Origin of the sequence: Mesorhizobium loti, assembly GCF_013170705.1 — a bacterium.
Taxonomy (GTDB): Bacteria; Pseudomonadota; Alphaproteobacteria; order Rhizobiales; family Rhizobiaceae; genus Mesorhizobium; species Mesorhizobium loti_D.
Genome location: NZ_CP033334.1, coordinates 5,579,557 through 5,605,171 on the forward strand (window position 1 = coordinate 5,579,557; position 25,615 = coordinate 5,605,171).

General features: G+C 62.8%; 18 protein-coding genes. 4 read left to right on the forward strand and 14 right to left on the reverse strand.

Going from position 1 to position 25,615, the window contains the following annotated elements:
- Positions 1–30: 30 nt before the first annotated feature.
- The 10 genes from EB815_RS27530 to EB815_RS27575 form a co-directional block, all read right to left on the reverse strand.
- Positions 31–1,689, reverse strand: coding sequence for an alpha-glucosidase family protein (locus EB815_RS27530; RefSeq protein ID WP_056563717.1), 1,659 nt, complete (start codon positions 1,687–1,689; stop codon positions 31–33).
- A complete protein-coding gene (glgX, locus tag EB815_RS27535; protein WP_056563720.1) occupies positions 1,689–3,689 on the reverse strand; it encodes a glycogen debranching protein GlgX in 2,001 nt (666 codons plus the stop codon). Before glgX ends, EB815_RS27530 begins: the two co-directional genes overlap by 1 nt.
- Before the next feature lie 199 nt (positions 3,690–3,888).
- Positions 3,889–5,517 (reverse strand): alpha-D-glucose phosphate-specific phosphoglucomutase, encoded by a 1,629-nt coding sequence (locus tag EB815_RS27540; protein ID WP_056563725.1) that lies wholly within the window; start codon positions 5,515–5,517, stop codon positions 3,889–3,891.
- A gap of 3 nt (positions 5,518–5,520) precedes the next feature.
- Positions 5,521–6,966: a glycogen synthase GlgA gene (gene glgA / locus EB815_RS27545; protein WP_056563728.1), complete on the reverse strand. Its 1,446-nt coding sequence runs from the start codon at positions 6,964–6,966 to the stop codon at positions 5,521–5,523.
- Between the two features lie 69 nt (positions 6,967–7,035).
- Positions 7,036–8,301, reverse strand: a complete 1,266-nt coding sequence (gene glgC, locus EB815_RS27550) for a glucose-1-phosphate adenylyltransferase (RefSeq protein WP_056563731.1) — start codon at positions 8,299–8,301, stop codon at positions 7,036–7,038.
- Positions 8,302–8,353: 52 nt separating this feature from the next.
- A complete protein-coding gene (glgB, locus tag EB815_RS27555) occupies positions 8,354–10,567 on the reverse strand; it encodes a 1,4-alpha-glucan branching protein GlgB (protein ID WP_056563734.1) in 2,214 nt (737 codons plus the stop codon).
- Between the two features lie 107 nt (positions 10,568–10,674).
- Positions 10,675–13,143, reverse strand: a complete 2,469-nt coding sequence (locus EB815_RS27560; RefSeq protein ID WP_056563737.1) for a glycogen/starch/alpha-glucan phosphorylase — start codon at positions 13,141–13,143, stop codon at positions 10,675–10,677.
- A 131-nt stretch (positions 13,144–13,274) separates the two neighbouring features.
- A complete protein-coding gene (locus tag EB815_RS27565) occupies positions 13,275–14,084 on the reverse strand; it encodes an ATP-binding cassette domain-containing protein (protein ID WP_244493895.1) in 810 nt (269 codons plus the stop codon).
- Positions 14,060–15,121 (reverse strand): ABC transporter permease, encoded by a 1,062-nt coding sequence (locus EB815_RS27570; RefSeq protein WP_056563743.1) that lies wholly within the window; start codon positions 15,119–15,121, stop codon positions 14,060–14,062. Before EB815_RS27570 ends, EB815_RS27565 begins: the two co-directional genes overlap by 25 nt.
- A gap of 160 nt (positions 15,122–15,281) precedes the next feature.
- Positions 15,282–16,259, reverse strand: coding sequence for a sugar ABC transporter substrate-binding protein (locus EB815_RS27575; protein ID WP_413814113.1), 978 nt, complete (start codon positions 16,257–16,259; stop codon positions 15,282–15,284).
- A 268-nt stretch (positions 16,260–16,527) separates the two neighbouring features.
- Here EB815_RS27575 and EB815_RS27580 point away from each other — a divergent pair, with 268 nt between their 5' ends.
- The 4 genes from EB815_RS27580 to EB815_RS27595 all read left to right on the forward strand — a co-directional run bounded on the left by EB815_RS27580 (position 16,528) and on the right by EB815_RS27595 (position 20,526).
- Entirely contained in the window at positions 16,528–17,754 is a 1,227-nt protein-coding gene (locus tag EB815_RS27580) for an ROK family transcriptional regulator (protein ID WP_056563746.1), read from the forward strand.
- Positions 17,755–18,201 carry an RbsD/FucU family protein gene (locus EB815_RS27585; protein WP_056563747.1) on the forward strand — a complete coding sequence of 149 codons (447 nt, stop codon included), beginning with the start codon at positions 17,755–17,757 and terminating at the stop codon, positions 18,199–18,201. It abuts the gene before it with no gap.
- On the forward strand, positions 18,198–19,121 hold the full coding sequence (locus EB815_RS27590; RefSeq protein WP_056563750.1) for a carbohydrate kinase family protein: 924 nt from the start codon (positions 18,198–18,200) through the stop codon (positions 19,119–19,121). Before EB815_RS27585 ends, EB815_RS27590 begins: the two co-directional genes overlap by 4 nt.
- 262 nt (positions 19,122–19,383) lie before the next feature.
- Entirely contained in the window at positions 19,384–20,526 is a 1,143-nt protein-coding gene (locus EB815_RS27595; protein WP_056563753.1) for a DegT/DnrJ/EryC1/StrS family aminotransferase, read from the forward strand.
- A 79-nt stretch (positions 20,527–20,605) separates the two neighbouring features.
- Here EB815_RS27595 and EB815_RS27600 read toward each other — a convergent pair whose 3' ends face one another.
- Genes EB815_RS27600 through cysD form a run of 4 tightly spaced genes read right to left on the reverse strand, consistent with a single transcriptional unit; the run spans position 20,606 to position 25,586 of the window.
- Positions 20,606–21,868 (reverse strand): O-antigen ligase family protein, encoded by a 1,263-nt coding sequence (locus EB815_RS27600; RefSeq protein WP_056563756.1) that lies wholly within the window; start codon positions 21,866–21,868, stop codon positions 20,606–20,608.
- Between the two features lie 37 nt (positions 21,869–21,905).
- Positions 21,906–22,730 (reverse strand): 3'(2'),5'-bisphosphate nucleotidase CysQ, encoded by an 825-nt coding sequence (gene cysQ / locus EB815_RS27605; RefSeq protein ID WP_056565615.1) that lies wholly within the window; start codon positions 22,728–22,730, stop codon positions 21,906–21,908.
- 10 nt (positions 22,731–22,740) lie between these two features.
- Positions 22,741–24,678 (reverse strand): sulfate adenylyltransferase subunit CysN, encoded by a 1,938-nt coding sequence (gene cysN / locus EB815_RS27610; protein WP_056563759.1) that lies wholly within the window; start codon positions 24,676–24,678, stop codon positions 22,741–22,743.
- A gap of 2 nt (positions 24,679–24,680) precedes the next feature.
- Complete coding sequence (gene cysD / locus EB815_RS27615) at positions 24,681–25,586, reverse strand: sulfate adenylyltransferase subunit CysD (protein WP_056563762.1); 906 nt, start codon at positions 25,584–25,586, stop codon at positions 24,681–24,683.
- Positions 25,587–25,615: the final 29 nt, after the last annotated feature.

Consider the following 25,615-nt stretch of genomic DNA (forward strand, 5'->3'; position numbering starts at 1 on the left):
CGCTTGGCCGAAACCCGGTCTGATCGCCAGTCAGTCCAGCCGGCCAAGGAAGTGACCGAGAGCCGACAGCGAGAGCGCTTCGTCCCCGACAGCAGCTTCGCCATCCAAGACAGCCGCAATTGTTCCGATGCCCCCCGGCAATTGCCAATTCGCCGGCTCCCCGGCGAAATTGAAGACACAGAGCAGCCTCTCGCCGCCACCTTCGCGGATGAAGGCGAGCACATCACCCTCGGCGTCGAGAAAGCGGATCGAACCGCTGACCAGCGCTGGATGACGCCCGCGCAAGGCAAGCGTCGAGCGGTAGGCGGACAGCACAGACTGGTCGTTGCCGTTCTGCACATCGGCGGCACGAGCGCGATGGCTGGCCGGTACCGGCAGCCAGGGCCTGCCCGTCGAGAAGCCCGCATTGTCGGCGCCGGCCTCCCAGACCATCGGCGTGCGGCAACCATCCCTGCCCTTCACGCCGGGCCAGAAGCGGATGCCGACCGGATCGCGCAGATCCTCATAGGCTAGCTCCGCCTCTTCCAGGCCAAGCTCCTCGCCCTGATAAAGGCAGATCGAGCCGCGCAGGCAGGCGAGCAGCATGATCGAGAATCTGGCCACCGTGTCGGGATCGCCGTCAGGTGCTGTCCAGCGGCTGACATGGCGCACCACGTCATGGTTGGAGAACGCCCAGCAGACCCAACCGTCGACGACCGCATGTTCGAAAGCCTCGACGCAGCCGCGCACATGTGCCGCCGAAAACTGCGAACCGAGCAGGTCGAAAGTGTAGCACATCTGCAGCTTGTCACCGCCGGAAGTATAGGCGGCCAGCGTCTGCAGCGAGCGGCCCTCGTCGCCGATCTCACCAACCGCGGCACGGCCCTCATACTGGTCCAGCAATGCCCGGAAACGTCTGAGGAAAGCCAGGTTTTCCGGCTGCGTCTTGTCGAACAGATGCTCCTGGTAGAGGTAGGTGTTTGTCTCGCCATTGGTGCCAGCGACACTCGACGCCAAGGGCGGATTGCTGCGTAGCCAGCGGTCGTGGAAATAGTAATTGACGGTGTCGAGCCGGAAACCGTCGACGCCACGCTCCAGCCAGAAGCGAACCGTGTCCAGCAGCGCATCCTGGACCTCGCGATTGTGGAAATTCAGGTCGGGCTGCGAAGCAAGGAAATTGTGCATGTAATACTGCCGGCGGGTCGAATCCCACTCCCAGGCAGGGCCACCGAAGACGGACAGCCAGTTGTTGGGCGCGTTGCCGTCGGGCTTCGCATCGGCCCAGACGTACCAGTCGGCCTTGGGGTTGTCGCGGCTGGCGCGGCTTTCGATGAACCATTCATGCTTGTCGGATGAGTGTGACAGCACCTGGTCGATGACGACCTTCAGGCCCAGCCGGTGCGCTTCGGCGATCAGTGTGTCGAAATCCTCCAGCGAACCGAACATCGGATCGACGTCGCGATAGTCCGACACGTCGTAACCCATGTCGGCCATCGGCGACTTGAAGAAGGGCGACAGCCAGACGGCATCGACGCCAAGCGAGGCGATGTGGGCCAGCCTTGCCGTGATACCCCTGAGATCGCCGCTGCCATCGCCGGTCGTGTCCTGGAAGGAACGCGGATAGACCTGGTAGATGACGCAGCCGCGCCACCACTCGGCCTCCCGCCCCGCTCCCGGGTCGGCCCAAGAGTTGGCATCTTCATCGGCCATCACGAACCCTTCCTGGCGCCGCCCTTTCCGGTTCGGCGCTCGATCATGAAATTGACGCCGCGGCCCGGCATTGGCCGCGCAAGGTCGACCGCCTGCGTTTCGACCGCCGGCTGCCATTGAAACCCTTCCCGCGCGGGCAAGGTGAAGACGCATTGGCGGCGATCACCATTGATGATGACGGCAATGCGGCCGCCGCCCGCATCGCCCAACAGCATGACGAGGCGATGTCGGCCGGGATCGTTCCAGTCCGCCTCCGCAAGCGGCATGCCGGTCTCGGTCAACCAGGCGACGTCGGGGATGCCTGAAGCCTCGGCCGATTGTCCGGTCAGGAAATGCGTGTCCGACAATGCCGGGACGGCGCGGCGGAGTGTGGCCAGCGCCGATACGTAACGCTCCAGCGCCTGGTCGCGGCCCGTCCAATCCAGCCAGGTGATGGCGTTGTCCTGCGCGTAGGCGTTGTTATTGCCCTTCTGGGTACGACCAAATTCGTCGCCGGCGGTCAGCATTATGGTGCCCCGCGAGCCAAATAGCGTGGCAAGCAGCGCGCACTGGTCTTCGAAGCGCGCCTTGCCGATCGCCGCGTTGTCCGTCTCGCCTTCGGCCCCATTGTTCCAAGACAAATTGTCGTTGTGGCCATCACGGTTCTGCTCGCCATTGGCCGCGTTATGCTTACGCTCGTAGGCGACGATGTCGGCCAGCGTCATGCCATCATGCGCGGCGATGAAATTGACCGTGCGGCTAGCCGGCCGGCCGGCCTTGCCAAAAACATCGGATGAGCCGGCAAGCCGGGTCGCCAACGCTCCGACCGCGCCGACATCGCCACGCCAGAAGCGTCTGGCATCGTCGCGATAGCGATCGTTCCATTCGAGGAAGCGCGCAGGGAAATTGCCGAGCTGATAGCCGTCCGGACCAATATCCCAGGGTTCGGCGACCAGCACCCGATCGGCAAGGACTGGATCGCCGGCGATAGCCTCGAGCAAGGGCGCGGCGGGATCGAACACGCCATCGACGCGGCCCAGCACCGGTGCCAGATCGAAGCGAAAACCGTCGACGCCGGCATGGCGGACAAAATGGCGAAGCGTGTCGAGCACCATGTCGCGCACCACCGGATGGTCGCACGCGACTGTGTTGCCCGTGCCGGTGTCATTGACCAGCCTGCCATCCGGCTGGTGCCGGTAGTAGGCTTGATTGTCGAGGCCGCGCAACGACAGCGTCGGCCCCAGCCTGTCGCTTTCGCCTGTGTGGTTGAAGACGAGATCGAGAATGGTGCCGATGCCGGCCTGGCGCAGCGTCGCGACGGTTTCGCGCAATTCTGCCAGACCGCCGGGCGCCAGCCGTGGGTCGAGCGCCATGAAGGTGACGGGGTTATAGCCCCAGGCGTTGCTCAGGCCCAGCGGTGGCAGATGCCGCTCGTCGATCGACGCCGTCACCGGCATCAGTTCGACGGCGGATACACCGAGGCGCTTCAGATGCGCGATGATGGCGGGGTGGGCGAGCGCCGCGAGGGTACCACGCTGTTCGTCCGGCACATCCGGGTGGAGCTTCGTGAAGGAGCGGACGTTCAGTTCGTAGATCAGGCCGCCCGGACGAAACAGCGGCGGCGGCACAGGCACTGCCCTGGGCAAGGCCCTTGCCACGGTCTTGGGCATCAACGGCGCGGTGTCCGCGCCCTCGTTGCGCCGCGCGGCGAGCCGCCAGTGATAAGCATAGGGCCGGTCGATTTCCACGGCGTAGGGATCGGTCAGCAGCTTGTCGGGATCGAACCACAGCCCAAGCTCGGGCGCATAGTCGCCGTCGGCACGGAAACCATATAGCGAGCCCGCGGCAAGGCCTGAAACGAAGAGCGCATGCATCCCCTCGCCTTCCGGCTGGAGTTCCGCCCGGTCGATTTCCCGATTGTCTTGCTCGTCGAAGATCGAGACCCAGATGCGACGGGCCGACGAAGACCAGGCGGCAAAGCGGATGCCTTCGGGGGTGATTGTGGCGCCGAGACGGGTCATGCCAGCGCCTCCCCTTCTCCCCTTGTGGGAGAAGGTGGTTCGGCGCTCAGCGCCGAGACGGATGAGGGGTGTGTGACGGAACGAGGCGTTGGCAATCTCGATCGAAGAACGCGCCAAGCTGGAGCACCCCTCATCCGACCTCGCTTCGCGAGGCCACCTTCTCCCACAAGGGGAGAAGGGAAAGCCCTCACCGCCACCCTCAAGTAATCACGCTCGGCTTGTTGCGGCCGGTGTGGCTCTTGATCCCGGCAATGTCGTCGGCGGCGGCGATGAGGTCGGCGAGTGCGGCTTGGGTGTCGAGATCGTGCCGCGCCTTGTCCGGCTCGTAGCGCTCGATATAGACGCGCAAGGTAGCACCCGAAGTACCGGTGCCGGAGAGACGGAAGACGACGCGAGAACCGCCTTCGAACAGCACCCTGATGCCCTGGTGCTCGCTGGTCGAGCCGTCGACCGGGTCATGATAGGCGAAGTCGTCGGCCTTGTTGATCTTCAGGCCGCGCACGCTGGTGCCGGGCAGCGAGCCGAGCTTGGCGCGCAGTTCGTCGACCAGCGCGTTGGCGCGGTCGCTCTCGACCTCCTCATAGTCGTGCCGCGAATAGTAGTTGCGTCCGTAGGCCGCCCAGTGCTCGGTGACCACCTGCTTGCAGCTTTCGCCGCGCGCGGCGAGGATGTTGAGCCACAACAGCACCGCCCAAAGGCCGTCCTTCTCGCGGACATGGTTGGAGCCGGTGCCCGCACTTTCCTCGCCACAGATCGTCGCCATGCCGGCATCGAGCAGATTGCCGAAGAATTTCCAGCCGGTCGGGGTCTCATAGATGCCGATGCCGAGTTTTTCAGCGACCCGGTCGGCCGCGCCACTGGTCGGCATCGAGCGGGCGATGCCCTTCAGCCCGTCCTTGTAGCCGGGCGCCAGGCGGGCATTGGCGGCGAGCATCGCCACCGAATCCGACGGAGTGACGAAAATGCCCTTGCCGATGATCAGATTGCGGTCGCCGTCGCCGTCGGAAGCGGCACCAAAATCCGGCGCATCCGCACCCATCATCTCATCATAGAGGTGTTTGGCGTGGACCAGGTTCGGATCCGGATGATGACCGCCGAAATCGGGCAGCGGCTTGAAGTTGCGGCAGGTGCCGTTGGGCGCGCCAAGCCGGTTTTCAAGGATTTCCTTGGCATAGGGACCGGTCACCGCGTGCATGGCGTCGAAGCGCATGCGGAAGCCTGACTTGAACAGTTTGCGCAGCGCGTCGAAATCGAACAGGCTTTCCATCAACTCGGCATAGTCGGCGACCGGATCGATGATCTCGACCGTCATGCCGGCGGCCTTGACCGTGCCGATCGTGTCGATGTCGATCGGATCGATGTCCGATGTCTTGAAGCTCGAAATAGCCTTGGTTTTCTCGAAGATCGCGTCGGTCAACTTTTCCGGCGCCGGGCCGCCATTGCCGGCATTGTACTTGATGCCGAAATCCTCGTGCGGGCCGCCCGGATTATGGCTGGCCGACAGGATGATGCCGCCGAAGGTCTTGTATTTGCGGATGACATGCGAGGCGGCGGGCGTCGACAGGATGCCGCCCTGCCCGACCATCACCTTGCCGAAGCCGTTGGCGGCGGCCATGGCGATCGCCTTCTGGATGACCTCGCGGTTGTAGAAGCGACCGTCGCCGCCGATCACCAGGGTCTTGCCCTTAAACCCGTCGAGCGCGTCGAAGATCGACTGGATGAAATTCTCGGCATAGTGCTCCTGCTGGAACACGGGCACCTTCTTGCGCAGGCCCGACGTGCCGGGCTTCTGGTCGGAGTAGGGTTTGGTGGGGACGGTGCGTATCATGCTTCAGGCAACCCTTTTCGAAAGCAGCAGGCGATAGAGTTCAACGTATTTTTCGGCGCTTCGATCCCACGACACATCGGTCTTCATGCCCTGGCGCTGGATGGTTTCGAAGACCGTGGGGTTGGCGTAGGCTTCGGCCAGGCGGTTTATGGCGTGCAGCATCGCGCCGCCGTTGTTGGGTGCGAACTGGAACCCCGTCGCCACGCCGGCCGCGATCGCGGCTTCATTGGCGTCGATGATGGTGTCGGCGAGGCCGCCGGTGCGGGCAACCACCGGTACGCAGCCGTAGCGCAGGCCGTAGAGCTGCGTCAGTCCGCAGGGTTCGAAGCGTGATGGGATGACGATGGCGTCGCAGCCGCCCTGCATGGTGTGCGACAGCCCCTCATCATAGCCGACGACCACGCCAATGCGGCCACGATGGCGGGCGGCGGCGGCAAGCAATGCGCCTTCCAGGCCGGCATCGCCCGAGCCCAGTATGGCCAAGCGTACACCGGTCGCGACGACACCGTCGATCACGGTCGCCAATATGTCCATGCCCTTCTGCCAGGTCAGCCGGCTGATGACGCAGACGATGGGGCTGTCGTCGCGGTCGAGGCCGAAGCGATCCTCCACGGCGGCCTTGTTCGGGGCCCGCGCCTTGAGCGTGGCGGCCGTATAGCTGGACACCAGATGCTTGTCTGTCTCCGGATCCCAGATGGCCGTGTCGATGCCATTGACGATGCCGTAGAGATCGCTGGAGCGCATGTTGATCAGTCCGTCGAGACCCATGCCGAACTCCGGCGAGCGGATCTCCTGCGCGTAGGTCGGGCTGACGGTGGTGATCGCCCAGGCGGCCTGCAGGCCGGCCTTGAGGAAGCCGACGCCGCCATAATACTCGACGCCGTCAAGCGCCATCGCGACCGCGGGCAGACCGAGCTCGCCGAAGATGCCGGCGCCGAACTGGCCCTGGAAGGCGAGGTTGTGGACGGTCATCATCGACGGCGTGCCCACCGCCTTGCCGTAGCGCATATAGGCCAGCGTCATCGCCGACTGCCAGTCATGGGCATGGACGATGTCTGGCAGGTAGCCCGAGATGGCGCCGCCGGCGATATCGGCGCCGGCTTGGCTCAGCGCCGCGAAGCGCCGCCAATTGTCCGGCCAGTCCGCGCCCGAAGCATTGCCATAGGGACCACCGGGACGGTCGAACAGATGCGGCGCGTCGAGCACGAAAAGATCGAGCCCGGCAAGCTCGACAGAGTGGACCGAGGCCTTGCCGCCCTGCAGCAACGGATACTGGTAGACGGCCTTCCTTTTCTTGAAGCCTTCCATCACCGCGGGAAAGCCTGGAATGAGCGTGCGCATGGCCACGCCCTTGGCTGCCAGCGCCACGGGCAGCGCACCGGTCACATCGGCCAGTCCGCCGGTCTTGATCAGCGGGAAGATCTCGGGCGTGACCGACAGAACCTGCATGCGTCTATCCGATCCTGTTGTGAGCAATTCCGGACGGGAAACCGTTCTCACACTTTTCCTGGAATTGCTCTAGAGCCCGAGTTTGTTGATCATGTCCTGTGTGACCAGGCAGATGCCTTTTTCCGAAACGCGGAAGCGCTTGGCGTCGAGCACGGGATCCTCGCCGATCACCAACCCTTCCGGTATCCTTACACCGTGGTCAATGACGACGCGTTTCAACCTTGCGTTCCGCCCGACATGAACGTCGGGCAGCATGACGACCTCTTCCAGCGTCGAATAGGAATTGATGCGCGCGCCGGTGAAAATCAGGCTCTTCTTCAGCGTCGCGCCGGAGACGATGCAATCGCCCGAGACCAGGGAGGAAACGGCCGAGCCGCGCCGGCCATCCTCGTCATGGACGAATTTTGCCGGCGGCTTCAACTCGGCATAGGTCCAGATCGGCCAGTCGCGGTCGTAGAGGTCGAGCTCGGGCGTCACGTCGGTCAAGTCGATATTGGCTTCCCAATAGGCGTCGACCGTTCCCACATCGCGCCAGTAGGCTTCGTTCTCCGCGGTCGAGCGTACGCAGGACTTGGTGAAGCGGTGCGCGATCGCCTTACCATGCTCGACGATATAGGGAATGATGTCCTTGCCGAAATCGCGGCTGGAGCCGGGCTCGGCGGCGTCGCGGCGCAGCTGCTCCATCAGGAACTTGGTCTTGAAGACGTAGATGCCCATCGAGGCCAGGGCGAATTCCGGGTTACCCGGAATGCCGGGCGGATCGGCCGGCTTTTCGACGAAGGCGATGATGTTGTCCTTGGCATCGACATGCATGACGCCGAAGCCTGTCGCTTCCATACGCGGCACTTCGAGGCAGCCGACCGTGACGTCGGCATTGGCGTCGACATGCTGGCGCAGCATCATCTCGTAGTCCATCTTGTAGATGTGGTCGCCGGCGAGGATGACCATGTATTCCGGGCCATAGGCCTCGATGATGTCGATGTTCTGGTAGACGGCGTCCGCCGTGCCCTCATACCACTGCGTTTCCGACACGCGCTGGCTGGCGGGAAGGATGTCGAAGCTTTCGTTTCGTTCGGGCCTCAGGAAGTTCCAGCCGCGTTGCAGATGGCGGATCAGCGAATGCGCCTTGTACTGGGTGGCGACCCCGAGGCGGCGAATGCCCGAGTTGAGCGCGTTGGAGAGCGCGAAATCGATGATGCGAGTCTTGCCGCCGAAATAGACCGCCGGCTTGGCGCGACGATCGGTCAGTTCCTTGAGGCGGCTGCCGCGGCCGCCGGCCAGTACGTAGGCCATGGCATCACGCGCCAGCGGCTGGATCCGTTTCAAGTCTGCCATTTCCACCCTCCCAAATTACTCAGTCTCGCCATGTTGTTCCGGCCTTGACGGTTCAGTCGGCAACGAGTTCGAGCATGATCGTCGACAGCGGCGGCAGAAGCATCGTTGCCAAGATGCTCTTGCCTTCCGCCCTTGCCTCGACCATGCCGCCATTGCCCATGCCGGAGCCGCCATATTCGGATGCGTCGGTGTTGATGATCTCGCGCCACTTGCCGGCGTTCGGCAACGGAACGCGATAATTGTCGCGCGGCACCGGCGTGAAGTTGGATATGACAGCCACCGGACTGCCGCCCGGCGCGTTGCGCAGCCAGGCGAAAACCGAATTCTGGCTGTCGTCGACGATCAGCCAGGAAAACCCTTCCGGCTCGCAGTCGCGGCCGTGCAGCGCCGGGCGCGACCGGTAGAGATAGTTGAGATCGCGCACCGTCTGCCAGACGCCGCGATGCGGGCGGAAATCGAGCAGGTTCCAGTCGAGCGCGCGTGCCTCGCTCCATTCGCGGCGCTGCGCGAATTCCTGTCCCATGAACAACAGCTTCTTGCCGGGATAGCCCCACATGAAGCCGTAATAGGCACGCAAGGTCGCGAATTTCTGCCAGTCGTCGCCGGCCATCTTGCCCAGCAGCGTGCCTTTGCCGTGCACAACCTCGTCATGCGAGAGCGGCAGCACGAAATTCTCCGAGAAGGCGTAGGTCAGGCCGAAGGTCAGGTCGTTGTGGTGGTGCTTGCGGAAGATCGGCTCCTTGGAGAAATACTCCAGCGTGTCGTGCATGAAGCCCATGTTCCACTTGAATCCGAAGCCCAGCCCGCCCTCATGCACCGGCGCCGAGACCTTCGGCCATGAGGTGGATTCCTCGGCGATGGTCATGACGCCCGGGTGGTGGCCGTAGACCTCCTTGTTCATCCTTTGCAGGAAAGAGACCGCTTCGAGGTTCTCACGGCCGCCCTTCTCGTTAGGGATCCATTCGCCAGCCTTGCGCGAATAGTCGAGGTAGAGCATCGAGGCGACCGCATCGACGCGCAAACCGTCGACATGGTATTTCTCGGCCCAGAACAGCGCGTTGTTGACCAGGAAAGATACCACCTCGCGGCGACCGAAATTATAGATCGCGGTGTTCCAGTCGGGATGAAAACCCTTGCGCGGGTCGGCATGTTCGTAGAGGGCGGTGCCGTCGAAATGGGCCAGGCCATGCGCGTCGACCGGGAAATGCGCCGGTACCCAGTCGAGGATGACGCCAACGCCGGCGCGGTGCGCCCCGTCGACGAAACGGGCAAAGCCGTCCGGGTCGCCGAAGCGGGCCGACGGCGCGTAGAGGCCGGTCGTCTGATAGCCCCAGGACGGGTCATAGGGATGTTCGGAGATCGGCATGAACTCGATGTGGGTGAAACCGGTTTCGACCACATAGGGGATCAGCCGGTCGGCCAGTTCGTCCCATGACAGGAACGTGCCGTCGTCACCAAGCTGCCAGGACCCGGCGTGGACTTCGTAGATCGAAATGGCTTCGCGCCGGTGGTCGGCATTGCGCCAGAAATTGCGGTGGGCCTCGTCGCCCCACTCATGCCCCGGCGGCACGGCAACGACCGAAGCCGTGGCCGGACGCAGTTCGGATTTGAACGCGAACGGGTCTGCCTTCAGCGGCAGTCTGACGCCATCGGGGCCGATGATCTCGTATTTGTAGGGTCGGCCGGCACCGATGTCGGGCACGAACAATTCCCAGATGCCGGTATCGCGGCGATCGCGCATCGTGTGACGGCGGCCATCCCAGTCGTTGAAATCGCCGACCACCGAGACGCGCCGCGCATTGGGAGCCCAGACGGCGAAATGCACGCCGGTGGCACCCTCGTGCTCGATGACATGCGCGCCAAGCTTGTCGAACAGCCTGAGGTGCGAACCCTCGGCGATATAGTAGTCGTCCATCGGCCCGAGCACCGGGCCGAACGAATAGGGATCGGTCAGCCACCAGTCGCCGCCGGCATTGCGCGCGTGGTAGCGCAGCGGTTGCCGCTTCCTGATCGACAGCTTGCCTTCGAAGAAGCCGGCGTCATCGCGCCTGGACAACTCTCCGGCCTCGATGCCCGTCAGCGTATAGGCGGCGACGGTTTCGGCATGCGGAACGAAGCAGCGGGCAAACAGGCTCTTGCCGATCTCGTGGACGCCAAGGACTGCGAACGGATTCCCGTGCGTGCCGGCGACAATCGCCGCAACATCGCTGGCTGGCGCCAGTCCGTCCGGCCCGCTTGTCGCAGCGGTCGCGCGCGGCTTCCTCATCAGGCAGTGTCCCTCCCAGGGCACCAGGTGTTTGTTTCTGGTGATGTGAGCTGGCATTCAACCCGCATCACCTGGACCACTTTGTTCGTGGGCCTCATGCAATCACATCAGACAGGCACGTTCCAGATTTCTTTCGCGTATTGGCGGATCGTTCGATCGGAAGAGAACCAGCCAACGCGCGCGACATTGCGGATCGCCCGGGCGTACCAGTCCGGGCTGTTGCGCCAGACGGCATCGACCTCGCGCTGGGCAGCGGTGTAGGCATCGAAATCGGCGGCGACCATGAACCAGTCGCTGTCGTAGAGGCCGTTGATGAGATCGCGGTAGCGGTCCGGGTCGTCCGGCGAGAAGACGCCGGAGGATACGGCAGCGACCGCCTGCGCCAGCTCGGGGGAACCCTCGATCACGGCGCGCGGGTTGTAGCCATTGTTGCGCCGCTCGGCGACCTCGGCCGTTGTCAGGCCGAAGATGAAGATGTTGTCGTCGCCGACGCATTCCTTGATCTCGACATTGGCGCCGTCGAGCGTGCCGATGGTCAACGCGCCATTGAGCGCGAACTTCATGTTGCCGGTGCCCGACGCCTCCATGCCGGCGGTCGATATCTGCTCGGACAGGTCGGCGGCCGGCATCATGATTTCGGCCAGGCTGACATTGTAATTCGGCACGAACACCAGCTTCAGCAAACCGCGAACGGCCGGGTCGCGATTGATGACCTTGGCGACGTCATTGGCGAGCTTGATGATCAGCTTGGCGTTGTGGTAGCTGGGCGCCGCCTTGCCTCCGAAAAACTTCACGCGGGGCATCCAGTCACGCTCGGGATGCGAGCGGATCTGGTCGTAAAGCGCAACCGCCTCGAGGATGTTGAGAAGCTGGCGCTTGTATTCATGGATGCGCTTGACCTGGATGTCGAACAGCGCCGACGGATCGACCTTGATGCCGAGCCGGTCGGCGACCAGATTGGCCAGCCGCGCCTTGTTCTGCCGCTTGACGCCCGCGAACTTCTCCCGGAACGCGCTGTCATCGGCAAAGCTGTCGAGCCCCTTGATGGCCTCGATGTCGTCCAGGAACCGGTCGCCGATCGCCTCGCGGGCGAGCGAGGTCAGCCCGGGGTTGCACTGGATCAGCCAGCGCCGCGGCGTGATGCCGTTGGTCTTGTTGTTGATGCGGTCGGGATAGAGCTTGTGCAGGTCGGCGAACACCGTTTCCTTCATCAGCTCGGTGTGCAGCGCCGAGACGCCATTGATGGAGTGCGAGCCGACAAAAGCCAGATTGCCCATGCGCACGCGGCGGTCGCCGTTTTCCTGGATCAGCGAGATGCGGCTGATCTGCTCGCCCGAGAACTGGTTGGTGGCGCGGGCCTCCAGAAGCACCTGCGCGTTGATGGCGTAGACGATCTGCATATGGCGCGGCAAAAGCCGTTCGAACAACGGCACCGGCCAGCTTTCCAGCGCCTCGGGAAGGAGCGTGTGGTTGGTGTAGCCGAAGGTGCGCTTGGTGATGTCCCAGGCCAGGTCGAAGTCCATGCCGTGGACATCCATCAGGAGCCGCATCAGCTCCGGCACCGCGATCGCCGGATGGGTGTCGTTCAAGTGGATCGCCGCCTTGTCGGGCAGCGACTTCAGGTCGCCATATTGGCTCAGATGCCGCTGCGCGATGTCCTGCAGCGAGGCGGTGGAGAAGAAATATTCCTGCCGCAGCCTGAGTTCCTGACCGGCGACGTGGGAATCGGCGGGATAGAGCACGCGGGACAAAGCGTCGGCCTTGTTGCTCTCGGCCAACGCGCCGATGTGGTCGCCGGCATTGAACTTGTCGAGCAGGATCGGATCGACCGGCATGCCCGACCACAGCCGCAGCGTGTTGACGCGGTTTGCCCGCCAGCCGACGACAGGCGTGTCGTAGGCAACAGCCAGGACATGCTCGGTCGGCTTCCAGACATGGCGCTCGAGCCGGCCATCCTTTGACGTGATGGACTCCACCGAGCCACCGAAGCCGACCTCGAAGGAGCGTTCGCGCCGTTCGAATTCCCAGGGGTTGCCGTGATCGAGCCAGGTCTCGGGCAGTTCGACCTGCCAGCCGTCATGGATCTCCTGGCGGAACATGCCGTTGGCGTAGCGGATGCCGTAGCCATGCGCGGGAATGTCGACGGTCGCCATGCTTTCCATGAAGCAGGCGGCGAGCCGGCCAAGGCCGCCATTGCCGAGCGCGGCATCGGGCTCGAGCGCCGCGATGAGGTCGAGGTCGACGCCGAGAGACGACAGCGCCTCGCGCATATTGTCCATCAGGCCGAGATTGGAGAAGGCGTCGCGCATCAGGCGGCCGATGAGGAATTCCAGCGACAGGTAATAGACTCGCTTTTCCTGCTGGTCATAGGCCTCTTTGGTTGCCTGCATCCAGTGATCGACGATCCGGTCGCGCACGACCTTGATCGAGGCGGTCAGCCAATCATATTGCGTCGCGACGGTGGTGTCCTTGCCGACCCTGTATTTGAGGGCCATCAAGACTTCCCTTGCGAGCGTCTTCGGATCTGGATTTTCGAGCAGTGGCGGAAGGGTTTCGGATGTCATCGCGCGCGTCATGCTGCCTCTCGTGCGGTTGCAACGATCATACCGGCTTTCACCATTCATCCCAGCCCATGTTACCGCATCGCAGCATACATTCAATCGATTTAGATGAAGCTCCGCCAGCTTACCTTGCGGCAATTTGACGGTCAGGCGGCCAGCGCGGCCTCCGGAGGCGCCTTCGCGCCGGTCATGAAGGCGACCGCATCGGACATCGTATACTGCTTGGGATCGATGACGGCGAGACGACGACCGAGGCGGTGGATGTGGACACGGTCGGCCACCTCGAAGACATGCGGCATGTTGTGCGAGATCAGAACGATGGGCAGGCCGCGCTTCTTGACGTCGAGGATCAGTTCGAGCACCCGGCGGCTCTCCTTGACGCCAAGGGCGGCCGTCGGTTCGTCCATGATCACAACGCGGCTGCCGAAGGCAGCGGCGCGCGCCACCGCGACGCCTTGGCGCTGGCCGCCCGAGAGCGTCTCCACCGCCTGGCCGATGTTCTGGATGGTCATAAGGCCGAGTTCCGTGAGCTTGTCGCGGGCGCGCTTTTCCATCGCCGGACGGTCGAGCATGCGCAGCCATTGGCCGAGAAAGCCGGGTTTGCGGATCTCGCGGCCGAGGAACATGTTGTCGGCGATCGACAGTGCCGGCGAGAGGGCCAGGTTCTGGTAGACGGTTTCGATGCCGGCTTCGCGGGCTTCCATTGGCGACTTGAAGGCAACGGTTTTGCCTTCAAGCCGTATTTCTCCTTCGTCTGGCACGACGGCGCCTGAAATCGCCTTGATGAGCGATGACTTGCCGGCACCGTTGTCGCCGATGACGGCGAGAATTTCGCCGGGGTAGAGGTCGAAGTCGGCATTGTCGAGGGCGGTGACGCGGCCATAGCGCTTGACCAAGCCACGCGCGGTGAGAATGGGCTCCTGGGTCATGACTATGCCGAAACCTTTCTGATCCATTGGTCGACCGCCACGGCGCCGATGATCAACACGCCGGTGAGCAGCACTTTCCATTGCGGATCGGCGCCCAGCATGTTGAGTCCCATCGAGACGACGCCGACGATCATGGCGCCGAACAGCGTGCCCAGGATCGAGCCGCGCCCGCCGAAGAGGGAGATACCGCCGATCACCGTCGCGGTGATCGCCTGCAGATTGTAGTCGGTGACTGCCGCCGACGGCGAGATCGAACCGTTGCGGCCGATGGAAACCCAGGCGGCGAAAGCGGCGATCAGTCCGGCAAGGGTGTAGACAGTGACCAGCACCTTCTTGGTCTGTATGCCTGACAGCTTGGCCGCCTCCTGGTCGTCGCCGACGGCGTAGACATGGCGGCCCCAAGCGGTGTGGTTGAGCACGTACCAGAGGAGCAGCACCAGTGCGACCATGGCGATGACACCGAGCGTCAGCACCGCGGTTCCGACCTTGAAGCTCAGAGCGAACAGATGCAGCAGCGGCGCCTGGGTGTCGACGTCGGTGTCTCGGATCGTCTCGTTGGCCGAATAGATGAAGTTCGTGGCCATGACGATGTTCCAGGTGCCCAGCGTCACGATGAAAGGCGGCAGCTTCATGTAGGCGACCAGCAGCCCGTTGAGCAGCCCGCAGGCAGCACCGGCGGCAAGGCCGATCGCCACCGCGAGCACGCTCGGCAGGCCGTAGCTGACGGCGCAATTGCCCATGATCACGGCTGAAATCACCATGATGACGCCGATCGACAGGTCGATGCCGGCGGTCAGGATGACCAGCGTCTGCGCGGCACCCAGAATACCGACGATGGCAATCTGCTGCAGGATCAGCGTCAACGTGTAGGACGAGAAGAAGCGCCCGCCAATGGTGATGCCGAAGATGACGATCGACAGGACCAGCACGATCAGCGGCACCGCCGCCGGTGTCGAATGCAGGAAATGCTGGATACGCCTGACGGCCGATTTGTGCTCGTCGAACGCAGCAACGCTGGTGTCGCTGCTCGAGAGAACTTTCTCGAATTCCTGAGCCTGAGACATGTTTCCTCCCCGTAGGGTGTCAGCCACGCGCCAACGCCCGTCCACGCCTTTCCGGTCTATCGCCGGGATTGTTCGCGGTCACGCGAGCCATCGTCCACCCGAAGCGGCCGGGGATCAAGCCCCGACCGCTCGAGTTCGGTAATTACCGGTCAGACCGGCATCAGCCCCAGCACTTGGCGAGGCCTTCCTTGGTGTCGATGGATTTGACGCCCTTGGCCGGCTTGTCGGTCACAAGGTTGACGCCGGTGTCGAAGAAATTCTTTCCTTCGGTCGGCTTCGGCTTGGTTCCATCCTTGGCGAAGGCGGCGATCGCCTCGATGCCGAGTGCTGCCATCTGCAGCGGGTACTGTTGCGACGTAGCGCCGATGACACCCTCTGTCACCGACTTCACGCCGGGGCAGCCGCCGTCGACCGAGACGATCAGCACCTGCTTTTCAAGCCCGACGGCCTTGAGCGCCTGGTAGGCGCCGACAGCGGCCGGCTCGTTGATGGTGTGGATGACGTTGATGGTGTTGTCCTTCTGCAGAAGGTTCTCCATCGCCTTGCGGCCGCCCTCCTCGTTGCCGTTGGTGACATCGTGGCCGACGATGCGCGGATCGGTCTCATCGCCGATCTTGTTGGGATCCTTCACATCGATGCCGTAGCCCATCATGAAGCCCTGGTCGCGCAGCACGTCCACCGTCGGCTGCGACGGCGTCAGGTCGAGGAAGCCGATCTTGGCGTCCTTGGCCTTGTCGCCGAGCGTCGCGGCGGCCCAGGCACCGATCAGCTTGCCGGCTTCCAGATTGTCGGTGGCGAAGGTCGCGTCGGCCGCGTCGATCGGGTCGAGCGGCGTGTCGAGCGCGATCACCAGCAGGCCGGCGTCGCGGGCCTTCTTGACGGTCGGCACGATGCCCTTGGTGTCGGAGGCGGTGATCAGGATACCCTTGGCGCCGTCGGCGATGCAGCTTTCGATCGCCGCCACCTGGCTCTCACTGTCGCCGTCGATCTTGCCGGCATAGGTCTTGAGGTCGACGCCGAGCTCCTTGGCCTTCGCCGTGGCACCTTCCTTCATCTTGACGAAGAAGGGGTTGGTGTCGGTCTTGGTGATCAGGCAGGCGCCGACACCGGCCGCGGATGCGGACGAGGCAAGCGCCATCAGACCCAGGGCAGCCGCGGCAAACACGGTCGATTTCAACAGTTTTGTATTGGTCACGATCTTCCTCCCAGTGGAACCATTCCGGATGCCGGCCAACCGGCATCTACGGCGCATCCAACGAATTTCTCCCAGCGTGGACGCCCCTTCAACAGACACCAGACCGAGGGCTCTGTCAATAATTAAATCACTCTTATTTATTATTGACAGCCTTGCGTCCTTCACTCATTCTGGCCCAAAAGCATTGAGGGGAAACGACGGGAGGAACAGGGTGGAAACCGCCACTGCGAGGCACGGTTCGCCCGAAGCGAATGAGAGCCTGATTCACCGCGGCACCAACCAGAGCGGCATGCGCGACCACAACGAGCGGCTGGTGCTCTCGCTGGTGCGTCAGCATGGCAGCCTGGCGAAATCCGATATCGCGCGCATGACCGGACTGTCGGCACAGACGGTTTCGGTCATCATGCGCGAGCTGGAGGAAGAAGGCCTGCTCGTGCGCCAGGCGCCGCTGCGCGGCAAGATCGGCCAGCCCTCGATACCGATGGCGCTCAATCCGGAGGGCGCCTTTTTCATCGGCCTCAAGATCGGCCGCCGTAGCGCTGAACTGGTGCTGATCGATTTCCTCGGGAATGTGCGCTCGATGCTGCAGCACTCCTATCGCTATCCGGCACCGCGCGAGACGGTGGAATTCGTCACCGATGGCATGAAAAAGATGCGCGGCGAACTGACGCCGGCGCAGGACAAGCGCATTGCCGGGCTCGGCATCGCCATGCCGTTCGAATTGTGGAACTGGGCCGATACCGCCGGCGCGCCGCGCGACGTCATGAACGAATGGCGCCGCCGCGACATCAGGGGCGATATCCAGGCGCAATGCGATTTTCCGGTGTATCTGCAAAACGACGCCACGTCGGCCTGCGGCGCGGAACTCGTCTTCGGCCAGGCGGGCGGCGCGCGTGACTTCGTTTATTTCTACATCGGCGCCTTCGCCGGCGGCGGCATCGTGCTCAACGGCCGGCTGTTCGGCGGCCCGACCGGCAATGCCGGCGCGCTAGGCTCCATGCCGGTGCCGGGGCCGGACGGCAAGCCGACCCAGCTGATCGACGTGGCGTCGATCGCCATGCTGGAAAAGGCGCTCAATGCCCGCGGCGTCGAGGCTTCGCATCTGTGGACGTCACCAGAGGACTGGGGCGAGATCGGCTCCGAACTCGACGACTGGATCGCCAGTGCCTCACGGGCGCTTGCCTATGCCATCGTCGCGGCATCCTCGGTCATCGATTTCGAGGCGGCGGTGATCGACGGCTGGATGCCGCGGGCGGTGCGCCGTCGGCTGGTCAACGCCATTATCGCGGCCATCGCGACAATCGACGGCGAAGGCCTGAAACTGCCCGCGGTTCGCGAGGGAACCGTCGGCATCCATGCCCGGGCGCTCGGCGGCGCCAGCCTGCCGCTGTCCGAACGCTTCCTGATCGGTTCGACGACGATTTCCAGGAGCGCCTGAATGCTGATCGGGATCCCGGCGCTGCTCGGTCCGGAACTTCTGGCGACATTGCGCGCCATGGGCCATGGCGACGAGATCGCCCTGGTCGACGGGAACTATCCGGCAGAGGAGCAGGCAAAGCGCCTCGTCCGGGCCGACGGTCATCCGCTCATTCCGGTGCTTGACGCGATCCTGAGCGTCCTGCCGGTGGACGACGCGGTGCCGGAAGCGTTGTTCCGCGCATCCGTGAAAGGCGACCCGTCGCGCGCCGATCCAGTCCATCACGAGATAGAGGCGATCTGCGCCAAACGCGCTCCCGGCCGCAAGGTGGTTGCGCTGGCCGGCGCCGACTTCTATGCACGGGTCAAATCGGCGCATGCCATCGTCGCGACAAGCGAGCCACGGCTTTACGCCAACATCATCATCCGCAAGGGCGTGATCTATCCGCCGGAGACGAGGAAACCATGATCCTTTGCTGCGGCGAAGCCCTGATCGACATGCTGCCGCGCACCACGACGCAGGGCGAACCTGCCTTTGCTCCCTATGTCGGCGGCGCGGTGTTCAACACGGCGATCGCGCTTGGGCGGCTCGGCGCGTCGGCCGGCTTCTTTTCGGGCCTGTCGTCGGATCTTTTCGGCGGCCAGTTCAGGGACGCGCTGGGGGCGAGCAAGGTAAGCTCCACCTACGCCCATACCTCGCCCAGGCCGACGACGCTGGCCTTCGTGAAGCTCACCAACGGCCAGGCGACCTATACCTTCTACGACGAGAACACCGCCGGACGCCTGCTTACCATCGATGACCTGCCGGCGCTTGGCAACGAGATCGAGGCCATGCTGTTCGGCGCCATCAGCCTGATCTCGGAGCCCGCCGGCAGTGCCTATGAAGAGTTCATGCGGCGCGAGCATGCGAGCCGTGTCATGATGCTCGATCCCAACATCCGGCCGAACTTCATCCCGGACAAGGCCAAGCACCTCAGGCGCATCCGGGAGATGATGGCGATGGCCGATATCGTGAAACTGTCGGACGAAGACCTCAACTGGTTCGGCGAAGCGGGTTCGCACGAAGATGTCGTGCGAAACTGGCTTGAGCGCGGTCCCAAGCTGATCGTCGTGACCCATGGCAGCGAAGGCGCCGTCGGTTACACCAAGGACCACGCCGTCACCGTGATGCCGGAAAAGGTCGAGGTGGTCGACACGGTCGGTGCGGGCGACACGTTCAACGCCGGCATCCTCGCCTCGCTGCATGAACAGGGCCTGCTGACGAAGGCGTCCATCGGCGGCCTCACGAAAGACGCGATCCGCAAGGCTCTGGCGCTTGGTGCCAAGGCAGCAGCGGTGACCGTATCACGCGCCGGTGCCAATCCACCGTGGCGGCACGAAATCGCCTGAGCAACGTTCAACATAAGTTGAGCCAGTCGATCACTTTATGTTTCGCAGGACCGATCCTGAGGGCTATAAGAGCCGGATCGCGCCCGACGAGGCCCGGATTTCCGGCATCTGGCCAGTATCCGCCGGAAAGCAGTGGTAACAGACCGCGACAGCCGGGCAATCGGCGGCCCCGACTGTGCGCTTTCTCGGCAGGCGCAACTCTGGTACCAGCGGGCCGTTATCTGGCTAAACCGCCTTGTTAAAAAACGTTTTTGAGGCCGACATGCAGTTCATTGATCTTGGCGCGCAGCGCGAACGCATCCGCGACCGGCTGAAAGCCGCGATCGACCATGTTGTCGAGGACGGCCGCTACATCCTCGGCCCCCAGGTCGCGGAATTCGAGAAGAAGCTCGCCGCCTATGTCGGCACCAAGCATGTCGTGGCCTGCGCCAACGGCACCGATGCGCTGCTGCTGCCGCTGTTCGCGGCCGGCATTGGCCCGGGCGATGCGGTCTTCGTGCCGAGCTTCACCTTCGCCGCCACCGCCGAAGTGGTGGCGCTGGCCAAGGCGGAACCCGTCTTCGTCGATGTCGATCCAGCAACCTACAACATCGACATCGCCAGTCTCGAGGCGACGATTGCCATGATCAAGAAGGAAGGCCGGCTGAAGCCGAAGGCGATCATCCCGGTCGACCTGTTCGGGCTTGCCGCCGACTACGAGGCCATCATGGCCATTGCCGACCGCGAAGGACTGTTGGTGATCGAGGACGCCGCCCAGTCGATGGGCGGATCGCATGACGGCAAGATGTGCGGCGCCTTCGGCCATGTCGGCTCGACCAGCTTCTACCCGGCCAAGCCGCTTGGCTGCTATGGCGACGGCGGCGCGATGTTCACCAACGATGACGCGCTGGCGGACAAGTTGCGTTCCTTCGCCTTCCACGGCAAGGGCGAGACCCAGTACGACAATGTTCGCGTCGGCATCAATTCGCGGCTCGACACGCTGCAGGCGGCGATCCTCATCGAAAAGCTCGCCATCCTCGAAGAGGAGATGGTCGCGCGCCAGGTGGTGGCAAATCGCTATGCCGAAGGGCTCGGCGACATCGTCACGGCCGCCCGCAATCTCGATGGCAGCCGTTCCGCCTGGGCCCAATACGCGATCGAGACGCCCAAGCGCGACGGTCTGAAGGCGCATCTCGGCGAGAAGGGCATTCCGTCCGTCATCTACTACGTCAAGCCGCTGCATGCCCAGGTCGCCTATCGCGACTACCCGCGCACACCGACCGGCCTTGCCGTTTCGGAGGACCTGCCGAAGCGCATCCTGTGCCTGCCGATGCACCCCTATCTCAGTGAAGCCGACCAGGACCGGATCATCGAGACGATCCGTAACTATATCGGCTCGAACTCGGCGCAGGCCGCGGCCGAGTAATCGTCGCAAGCATCAGGTTCCGACGCGCATCGCTCGCGGTACCGACGGTCGATTACTCGCAGGCCCCCGCTCGGCATAACTATTCGCGCAATGGCGCGATGCCGACCTTGATCCGATCATCCGCTCTCGGCCGGATGATCGAATGGCTGTGCAGTATGCAAAGGCTCGCCGTGAAGACCAAAGCTCCCAAAACCCATGACAGCCAGATCCGATGGTCGACCGACAACTCGACAACGGCTATGATCAGGCAGCTGCCGGACATGAAATGGGATGGGCCTCTCAGACGACCAATCATCCTCATGATCGCGGCCAGCACCAAAGCATAAGCGGTGATACCGACTACTCCCAGTTCGTACCACAAATCGAATACGACATTATGCGCGCTTGGGAGATCCGTTAGCGCGTAGTATGTGGGGTTCACGACAACGCCGACCGCGTTTCTCATAGTGTTCGCGCCATGGCCAAGAATCGGCTTTTCCGCAATATGGGGTGAAATCATCTGCCAGAGATCAAGCCGCGCGGCAAAGGTTCCAGGGTGGAAAGCCAACAATCCCTTCGTTTCGAGCAAGGTGAACAGCGAGGAGACAACGAACGGCGCAATTAAGGCGAAAACTATATACGCAGCAAAGAAGACGACGAAAGCGCGTTGGCGGAATCTCGCCGGAATGGCGAAAATCACCGCCACGAGGATTATTGCCACATCGACACCTGTCGATTGACCGTACAGCAAGGTCAGCACGGCAAAGACAGCAGCAAGCCCCTTCCAAAGCAGCACCGGTTGGGAAAGGAGTATGGCTGCAAAAAACGCTCCGTAGACCGTAATCTTATGGAGCGTGAAAACATTTCCCACAAATCGTGGATTCTCGGTGCAAAACGCAAAATACAATTCTCGACCCGTCACGGCCAATACGCCGACCAGCAAGCCTGCCAATGACGCTTTCACCAGCCGGCCACGTTGCGCGTTTGGAAGCGTGAGGATGCACTGAAGCAGCAGGATAGCGGCGATCGAATAGCTGAAAACGTCTCTCGCCGCCGCGAGAGAGCGAGCCCTGTCGACTGACCACAGAACGCTCAAGCAGACAAAGAAAGACAAGGCACCGAGAGCTAGCGCAAGGGTTTTTATTCCCTCGTCAAAGCTTGAGCGCGTGGTCCACAGGGAAAGAACTCCGGCGAGAGCGGCGATGAATGCCAAGGCAGTCGGAGACATTTCTATGATGACGAATAAGACAGGAGAGACGGTATAAACGCCGACCAATATCCGGAAAACTATTTCATCTTTATTTTTGGTATATACTGGAAATCCGCCGAAGATAACGGCACGGCATTTTTTGAAAAAGGACATCGAATTACCGACTCAGCAACTGTCGGCACAGGATAAACTACCGACCGGAATTTTTCACCACGGCGCCCGCAAGCGCTGTTGCCGGCTCCAGCCTGCCGCTGGCGATGAAATGCGGGTTGGCGAAATCCTCGTCGTCGGCCTGGTCGCGTTTGCCGTAGGCCAAGGGCTTGCCGTCCAGCGTGCGTGTCATGCCGCCCGCCGCGCGCAGCACTGCGTCGCCCGCCGCCGTGTCCCATTCCATGGTGCGGCCGAAGCGCGGATAGACATCCGCCTCGGCACTCGCCAGAAGGCAGAATTTCAACGAGGACCCGACCGAGACGATCTCGGCGGCGCCGAGGTCGCGAATGTAGGCTTCGGTTTCCGGCGTGTTGTGGGAGCGGCTGGCAACCACGGCCAACGGCACTGCTGCCGTTCTCACTGAAATTGGCCGGCGCGCGACGATCTGGTAATCACCATCGACTTCGAGGCTCTCCGCCCTGCCCGGCAGACCGGAAAAGAAACGGCCGGTGCAAGGGGCGAAAACGACGCCGACTTCCGGCACGCCATGGCGCACAAGCGCGATGTTGACGGTGAAGTCGGTGCGGCGATTGACGAATTCCTTGGTACCGTCGAGCGGATCGACGAGGAAGAAGGCGTCGCCAAGATCGGGCGGCATGACACCGGCCGCCGCCTCCTCCTCGGCCACGCAGGGAATCTCGGGAAATGCGCCGCGCAGGCCGGCGAGAATGATCTTCTCGCTTTCGCGATCCGCCTCGGTCACCGGCGAGGAGTCTGATTTGCGGTCAACCGCGCAGCCGGCGTGGAACACACGCATGACCTCGCGTCCGGCCGCCAGGGCCAATTGCTCGAAGATATCGAGCATCGACTTGTCGTCAGATACCGCCGCCGTTGTCATATTGGTCTTCGGCAATGTCACGCTCGTTCAGCCAGTGTTCCAGGGCATCTACCATCTCTTCAGCCGATCTGCCGAGCGTCTTTAGATGGATTTCCGGTTTTTCCGGCGCCTCGTAAGGGGAATCGACACCGGTGAAGTTCTTGATCTCGCCGTTCAGCGCCCGGGCATAGAGGCCCTTCGGATCGCGCCTGGCGCACTCCTCGAAAGGCGTGTCGACAAACACCTCGATGAACTCGCCATCGGCCATCAGTTCGCGCGCCATGCGCCGTTCGGCGCTGAACGGCGAAATGAACGAGACAATGACGATCAGCCCGGCATCGGCCATCAGCTTGGCCACCTCGGCCACGCGGCGGATGTTCTCGACCCGGTCGGCATCGGTGAAGCCGAGATCGCGGTTGAGACCGTGACGGACATTGTCGCCGTCCAGGATATAGGTGTGCCGGCCGGTGGCGAACAGCTTCTTCTCGAACAGATTGGCGATGGTCGACTTGCCGGACCCCGAAAGCCCGGTGAACCAGAACACGGCGGGCCGCTGGTTCTTCATGTCGGCGCGCACGCGCTTGCCGACATCGAGCGACTGCCAGTGGATGTTTTCGGCACGACGCAGCGAGTGCACGATCATGCCGGCGCCGACGGTGGCGTTCGAGATGCGATCGATCAGGATGAAGGCGCCGGTGGTGCGGTTCTCGGCGAAGGGATCGAAGGCGATCGGCGCCCGCGTCGAGATGTTGCAGATGCCGACTTCGTTCATTTCAAGCGACTTGGCCGCTTCATGCGCGAAGTCGTTGACATTGATACGGTATTTCAGGTCGGTGACGGTAGCGCTGGTCTGGTCGGTTTCGGTACGCAGGATGTAGGACCGGCCCGGCAGCAGCGCATGCTCGTCAAACCAGACGATGTTGGCGGCGAACTGATCGGCAACCTGCGGCCTGGCGGCCGGCGAAACCAGCATGTTGCCTCTGGAGACCTCGACCTCATCGTCAAGAACGAGCGTGATGGCCTGGCCTGCCACCGCCTGTTTGAGATCGCCGCCATGGGCGACGATGCGTTTGACATGCGAGGACTTGCCGGATTTGGCGACCACCACCTCGTCGCCTGGCGCAATGGCGCCGGACGCGATCGTGCCGGCAAAGCCGCGGAAGTCGAGATTGGGGCGGTTGACGTACTGCACCGGAAAACGGAACGGCTGCTCGACAGCCGCCTCTTCGACCGAAACGGTCTCGAGGTGCTCGATCAGCGTCGGGCCGGCATACCATTGCATGTTGTCAGAGCGGACGCTGACATTATCGCCGTAGCGGGCCGACATCGGGATCGGCACGATGGTCTGGAAACCGAGAGCACGCGAGAATTGTCCGTAGTCTTCGACGATCCGGTCGAAAACCGCCTGGTCGAAATCGACGAGATCGATCTTGTTGACAGCCAGCACGATGTGGCGGATGCCGAGCAGCGAAGCGATTATCGAATGGCGCCTTGTCTGGCGCAGCACCCCTTGCCTTGCATCGATCAGCACGATCGCCAGGTCGGCGGTCGAGGCGCCCGTCGCCATGTTTCGGGTATACTGTTCGTGGCCGGGCGTGTCGGCGACGATGAACTTGCGCTTCGGCGTGGCAAAGAAGCGGTAGGCGACGTCGATGGTGATGCCTTGCTCGCGCTCGGCCTCGAGGCCGTCCACCAGCAGCGCGAAATCGATGTCGTCGCCAGTGGTGCCGTGCTTGCGCGAATCGCGCTCGAGCGCGGCGAGCTGGTCCTCGAAGATCTGCTTGGTGTCGGACAACAAGCGTCCGATCAGCGTCGACTTACCGTCATCGACCGAACCGCAGGTCAGGAAGCGCAGCAGCGACTTCTTCTCCTGCGCGGCGAGGTAATCGCGGACGCTATCTGTGGGAGCAAGGCTTTTTGCCATGATATGACGCATGGTCAGAAATACCCCTCGCGCTTCTTCTTTTCCATCGAGCCTGCCTCATCACGGTCGATCAAGCGACCTTGTCGTTCAGAGGTGCGCGCGGTCAGCATCTCGCCAACGATGGCTTCAAGGGTGTCGGCATCGGATTCGATCGCGCCAGTGAGCGGATAGCAGCCCAAGGTGCGGAACCGGACCAGCCGGTTCTCGACCGTCTCGCCGGGACGCAGTTTCATGCGGTCGTCGTCCTTGAGGATCAGCATGCCGTCGCGTTCCACCACCGGCCGTTCCTTGGCGAAATAGAGCGGCACGATCGGGATGTTCTCCTGCAGGATGTACTGCCAGATATCGAGTTCGGTCCAGTTCGACAGCGGGAAGACGCGGATCGATTCGCCCGATGCGATGCGAGTGTTGAATATCTTCCACATTTCGGGGCGCTGGTTCTTCGGATCCCACACATGCTGGGCATTGCGGAACGAAAATATGCGCTCCTTGGCGCGCGACTTCTCCTCGTCGCGGCGGGCGCCGCCAAAGGCGGCATCGAAACCGTATTTGTCGAGCGCCTGGCGCAGCGCCACGGTTTTCATCACATGGGTATGGGTGTTCGAGCCGTGGTCGAACGGATTGATGTTGTCGCGCACGCCGTCTTCGTTGACATGGACCAGCAGGTCGAATCCGAGTTTTTGTGCCATCTGATCGCGAAAAGCGATCATTTCGCGGAATTTCCAGGTGGTGTCGACGTGAAGAAATGGAAATGGCGGCTTGGCGGGATAGAACGCCTTCATCGCCAGATGCATCAGCACGGATGAATCCTTGCCGACCGAATAGAGCATGACCGGCTTGGTGAAGGCGGCCGCAACCTCGCGGAATATGTGGATGGACTCGGCTTCAAGCCGCTGCAGATGCGTAAGCGCTATGGTCATGGACTGTGAGCGTTCTCTCGTGCCTTGAC

Bases quoted from the DNA above. Each gene is read 5' to 3' on its own strand.
- EB815_RS27600 (WP_056563756.1), bottom strand. From the start codon at position 21,868: ATGTCCTTTTTCAAAAAATGCCGTGCCGTTATCTTCGGCGGATTTCCA.
- EB815_RS27540 (WP_056563725.1), bottom strand. From the start codon at position 5,517: ATGATACGCACCGTCCCCACCAAACCCTACTCCGACCAGAAGCCCGGC.
- EB815_RS27595 (WP_056563753.1), top strand. From the start codon at position 19,384: ATGCAGTTCATTGATCTTGGCGCGCAGCGCGAACGCATCCGCGACCGG.
- cysD (WP_056563762.1), bottom strand. From the start codon at position 25,586: ATGACCATAGCGCTTACGCATCTGCAGCGGCTTGAAGCCGAGTCCATC.
- EB815_RS27565 (WP_244493895.1), bottom strand. From the start codon at position 14,084: ATGGATCAGAAAGGTTTCGGCATAGTCATGACCCAGGAGCCCATTCTC.
- glgB (WP_056563734.1), bottom strand. From the start codon at position 10,567: ATGAGGAAGCCGCGCGCGACCGCTGCGACAAGCGGGCCGGACGGACTG.
- EB815_RS27585 (WP_056563747.1), top strand. From the start codon at position 17,755: ATGCTGATCGGGATCCCGGCGCTGCTCGGTCCGGAACTTCTGGCGACA.
- glgC (WP_056563731.1), bottom strand. From the start codon at position 8,301: ATGGCAGACTTGAAACGGATCCAGCCGCTGGCGCGTGATGCCATGGCC.
- cysQ (WP_056565615.1), bottom strand. From the start codon at position 22,730: ATGCTCGATATCTTCGAGCAATTGGCCCTGGCGGCCGGACGCGAGGTC.
- cysN (WP_056563759.1), bottom strand. From the start codon at position 24,678: ATGCGTCATATCATGGCAAAAAGCCTTGCTCCCACAGATAGCGTCCGC.
- EB815_RS27560 (WP_056563737.1), bottom strand. From the start codon at position 13,143: ATGACGCGCGCGATGACATCCGAAACCCTTCCGCCACTGCTCGAAAAT.
- EB815_RS27530 (WP_056563717.1), bottom strand. From the start codon at position 1,689: ATGGCCGATGAAGATGCCAACTCTTGGGCCGACCCGGGAGCGGGGCGG.
- EB815_RS27570 (WP_056563743.1), bottom strand. From the start codon at position 15,121: ATGTCTCAGGCTCAGGAATTCGAGAAAGTTCTCTCGAGCAGCGACACC.
- glgX (WP_056563720.1), bottom strand. From the start codon at position 3,689: ATGACCCGTCTCGGCGCCACAATCACCCCCGAAGGCATCCGCTTTGCC.
- EB815_RS27575 (WP_413814113.1), bottom strand. From the start codon at position 16,259: ATGGCGCTTGCCTCGTCCGCATCCGCGGCCGGTGTCGGCGCCTGCCTG.
- EB815_RS27590 (WP_056563750.1), top strand. From the start codon at position 18,198: ATGATCCTTTGCTGCGGCGAAGCCCTGATCGACATGCTGCCGCGCACC.
- glgA (WP_056563728.1), bottom strand. From the start codon at position 6,966: ATGCAGGTTCTGTCGGTCACGCCCGAGATCTTCCCGCTGATCAAGACC.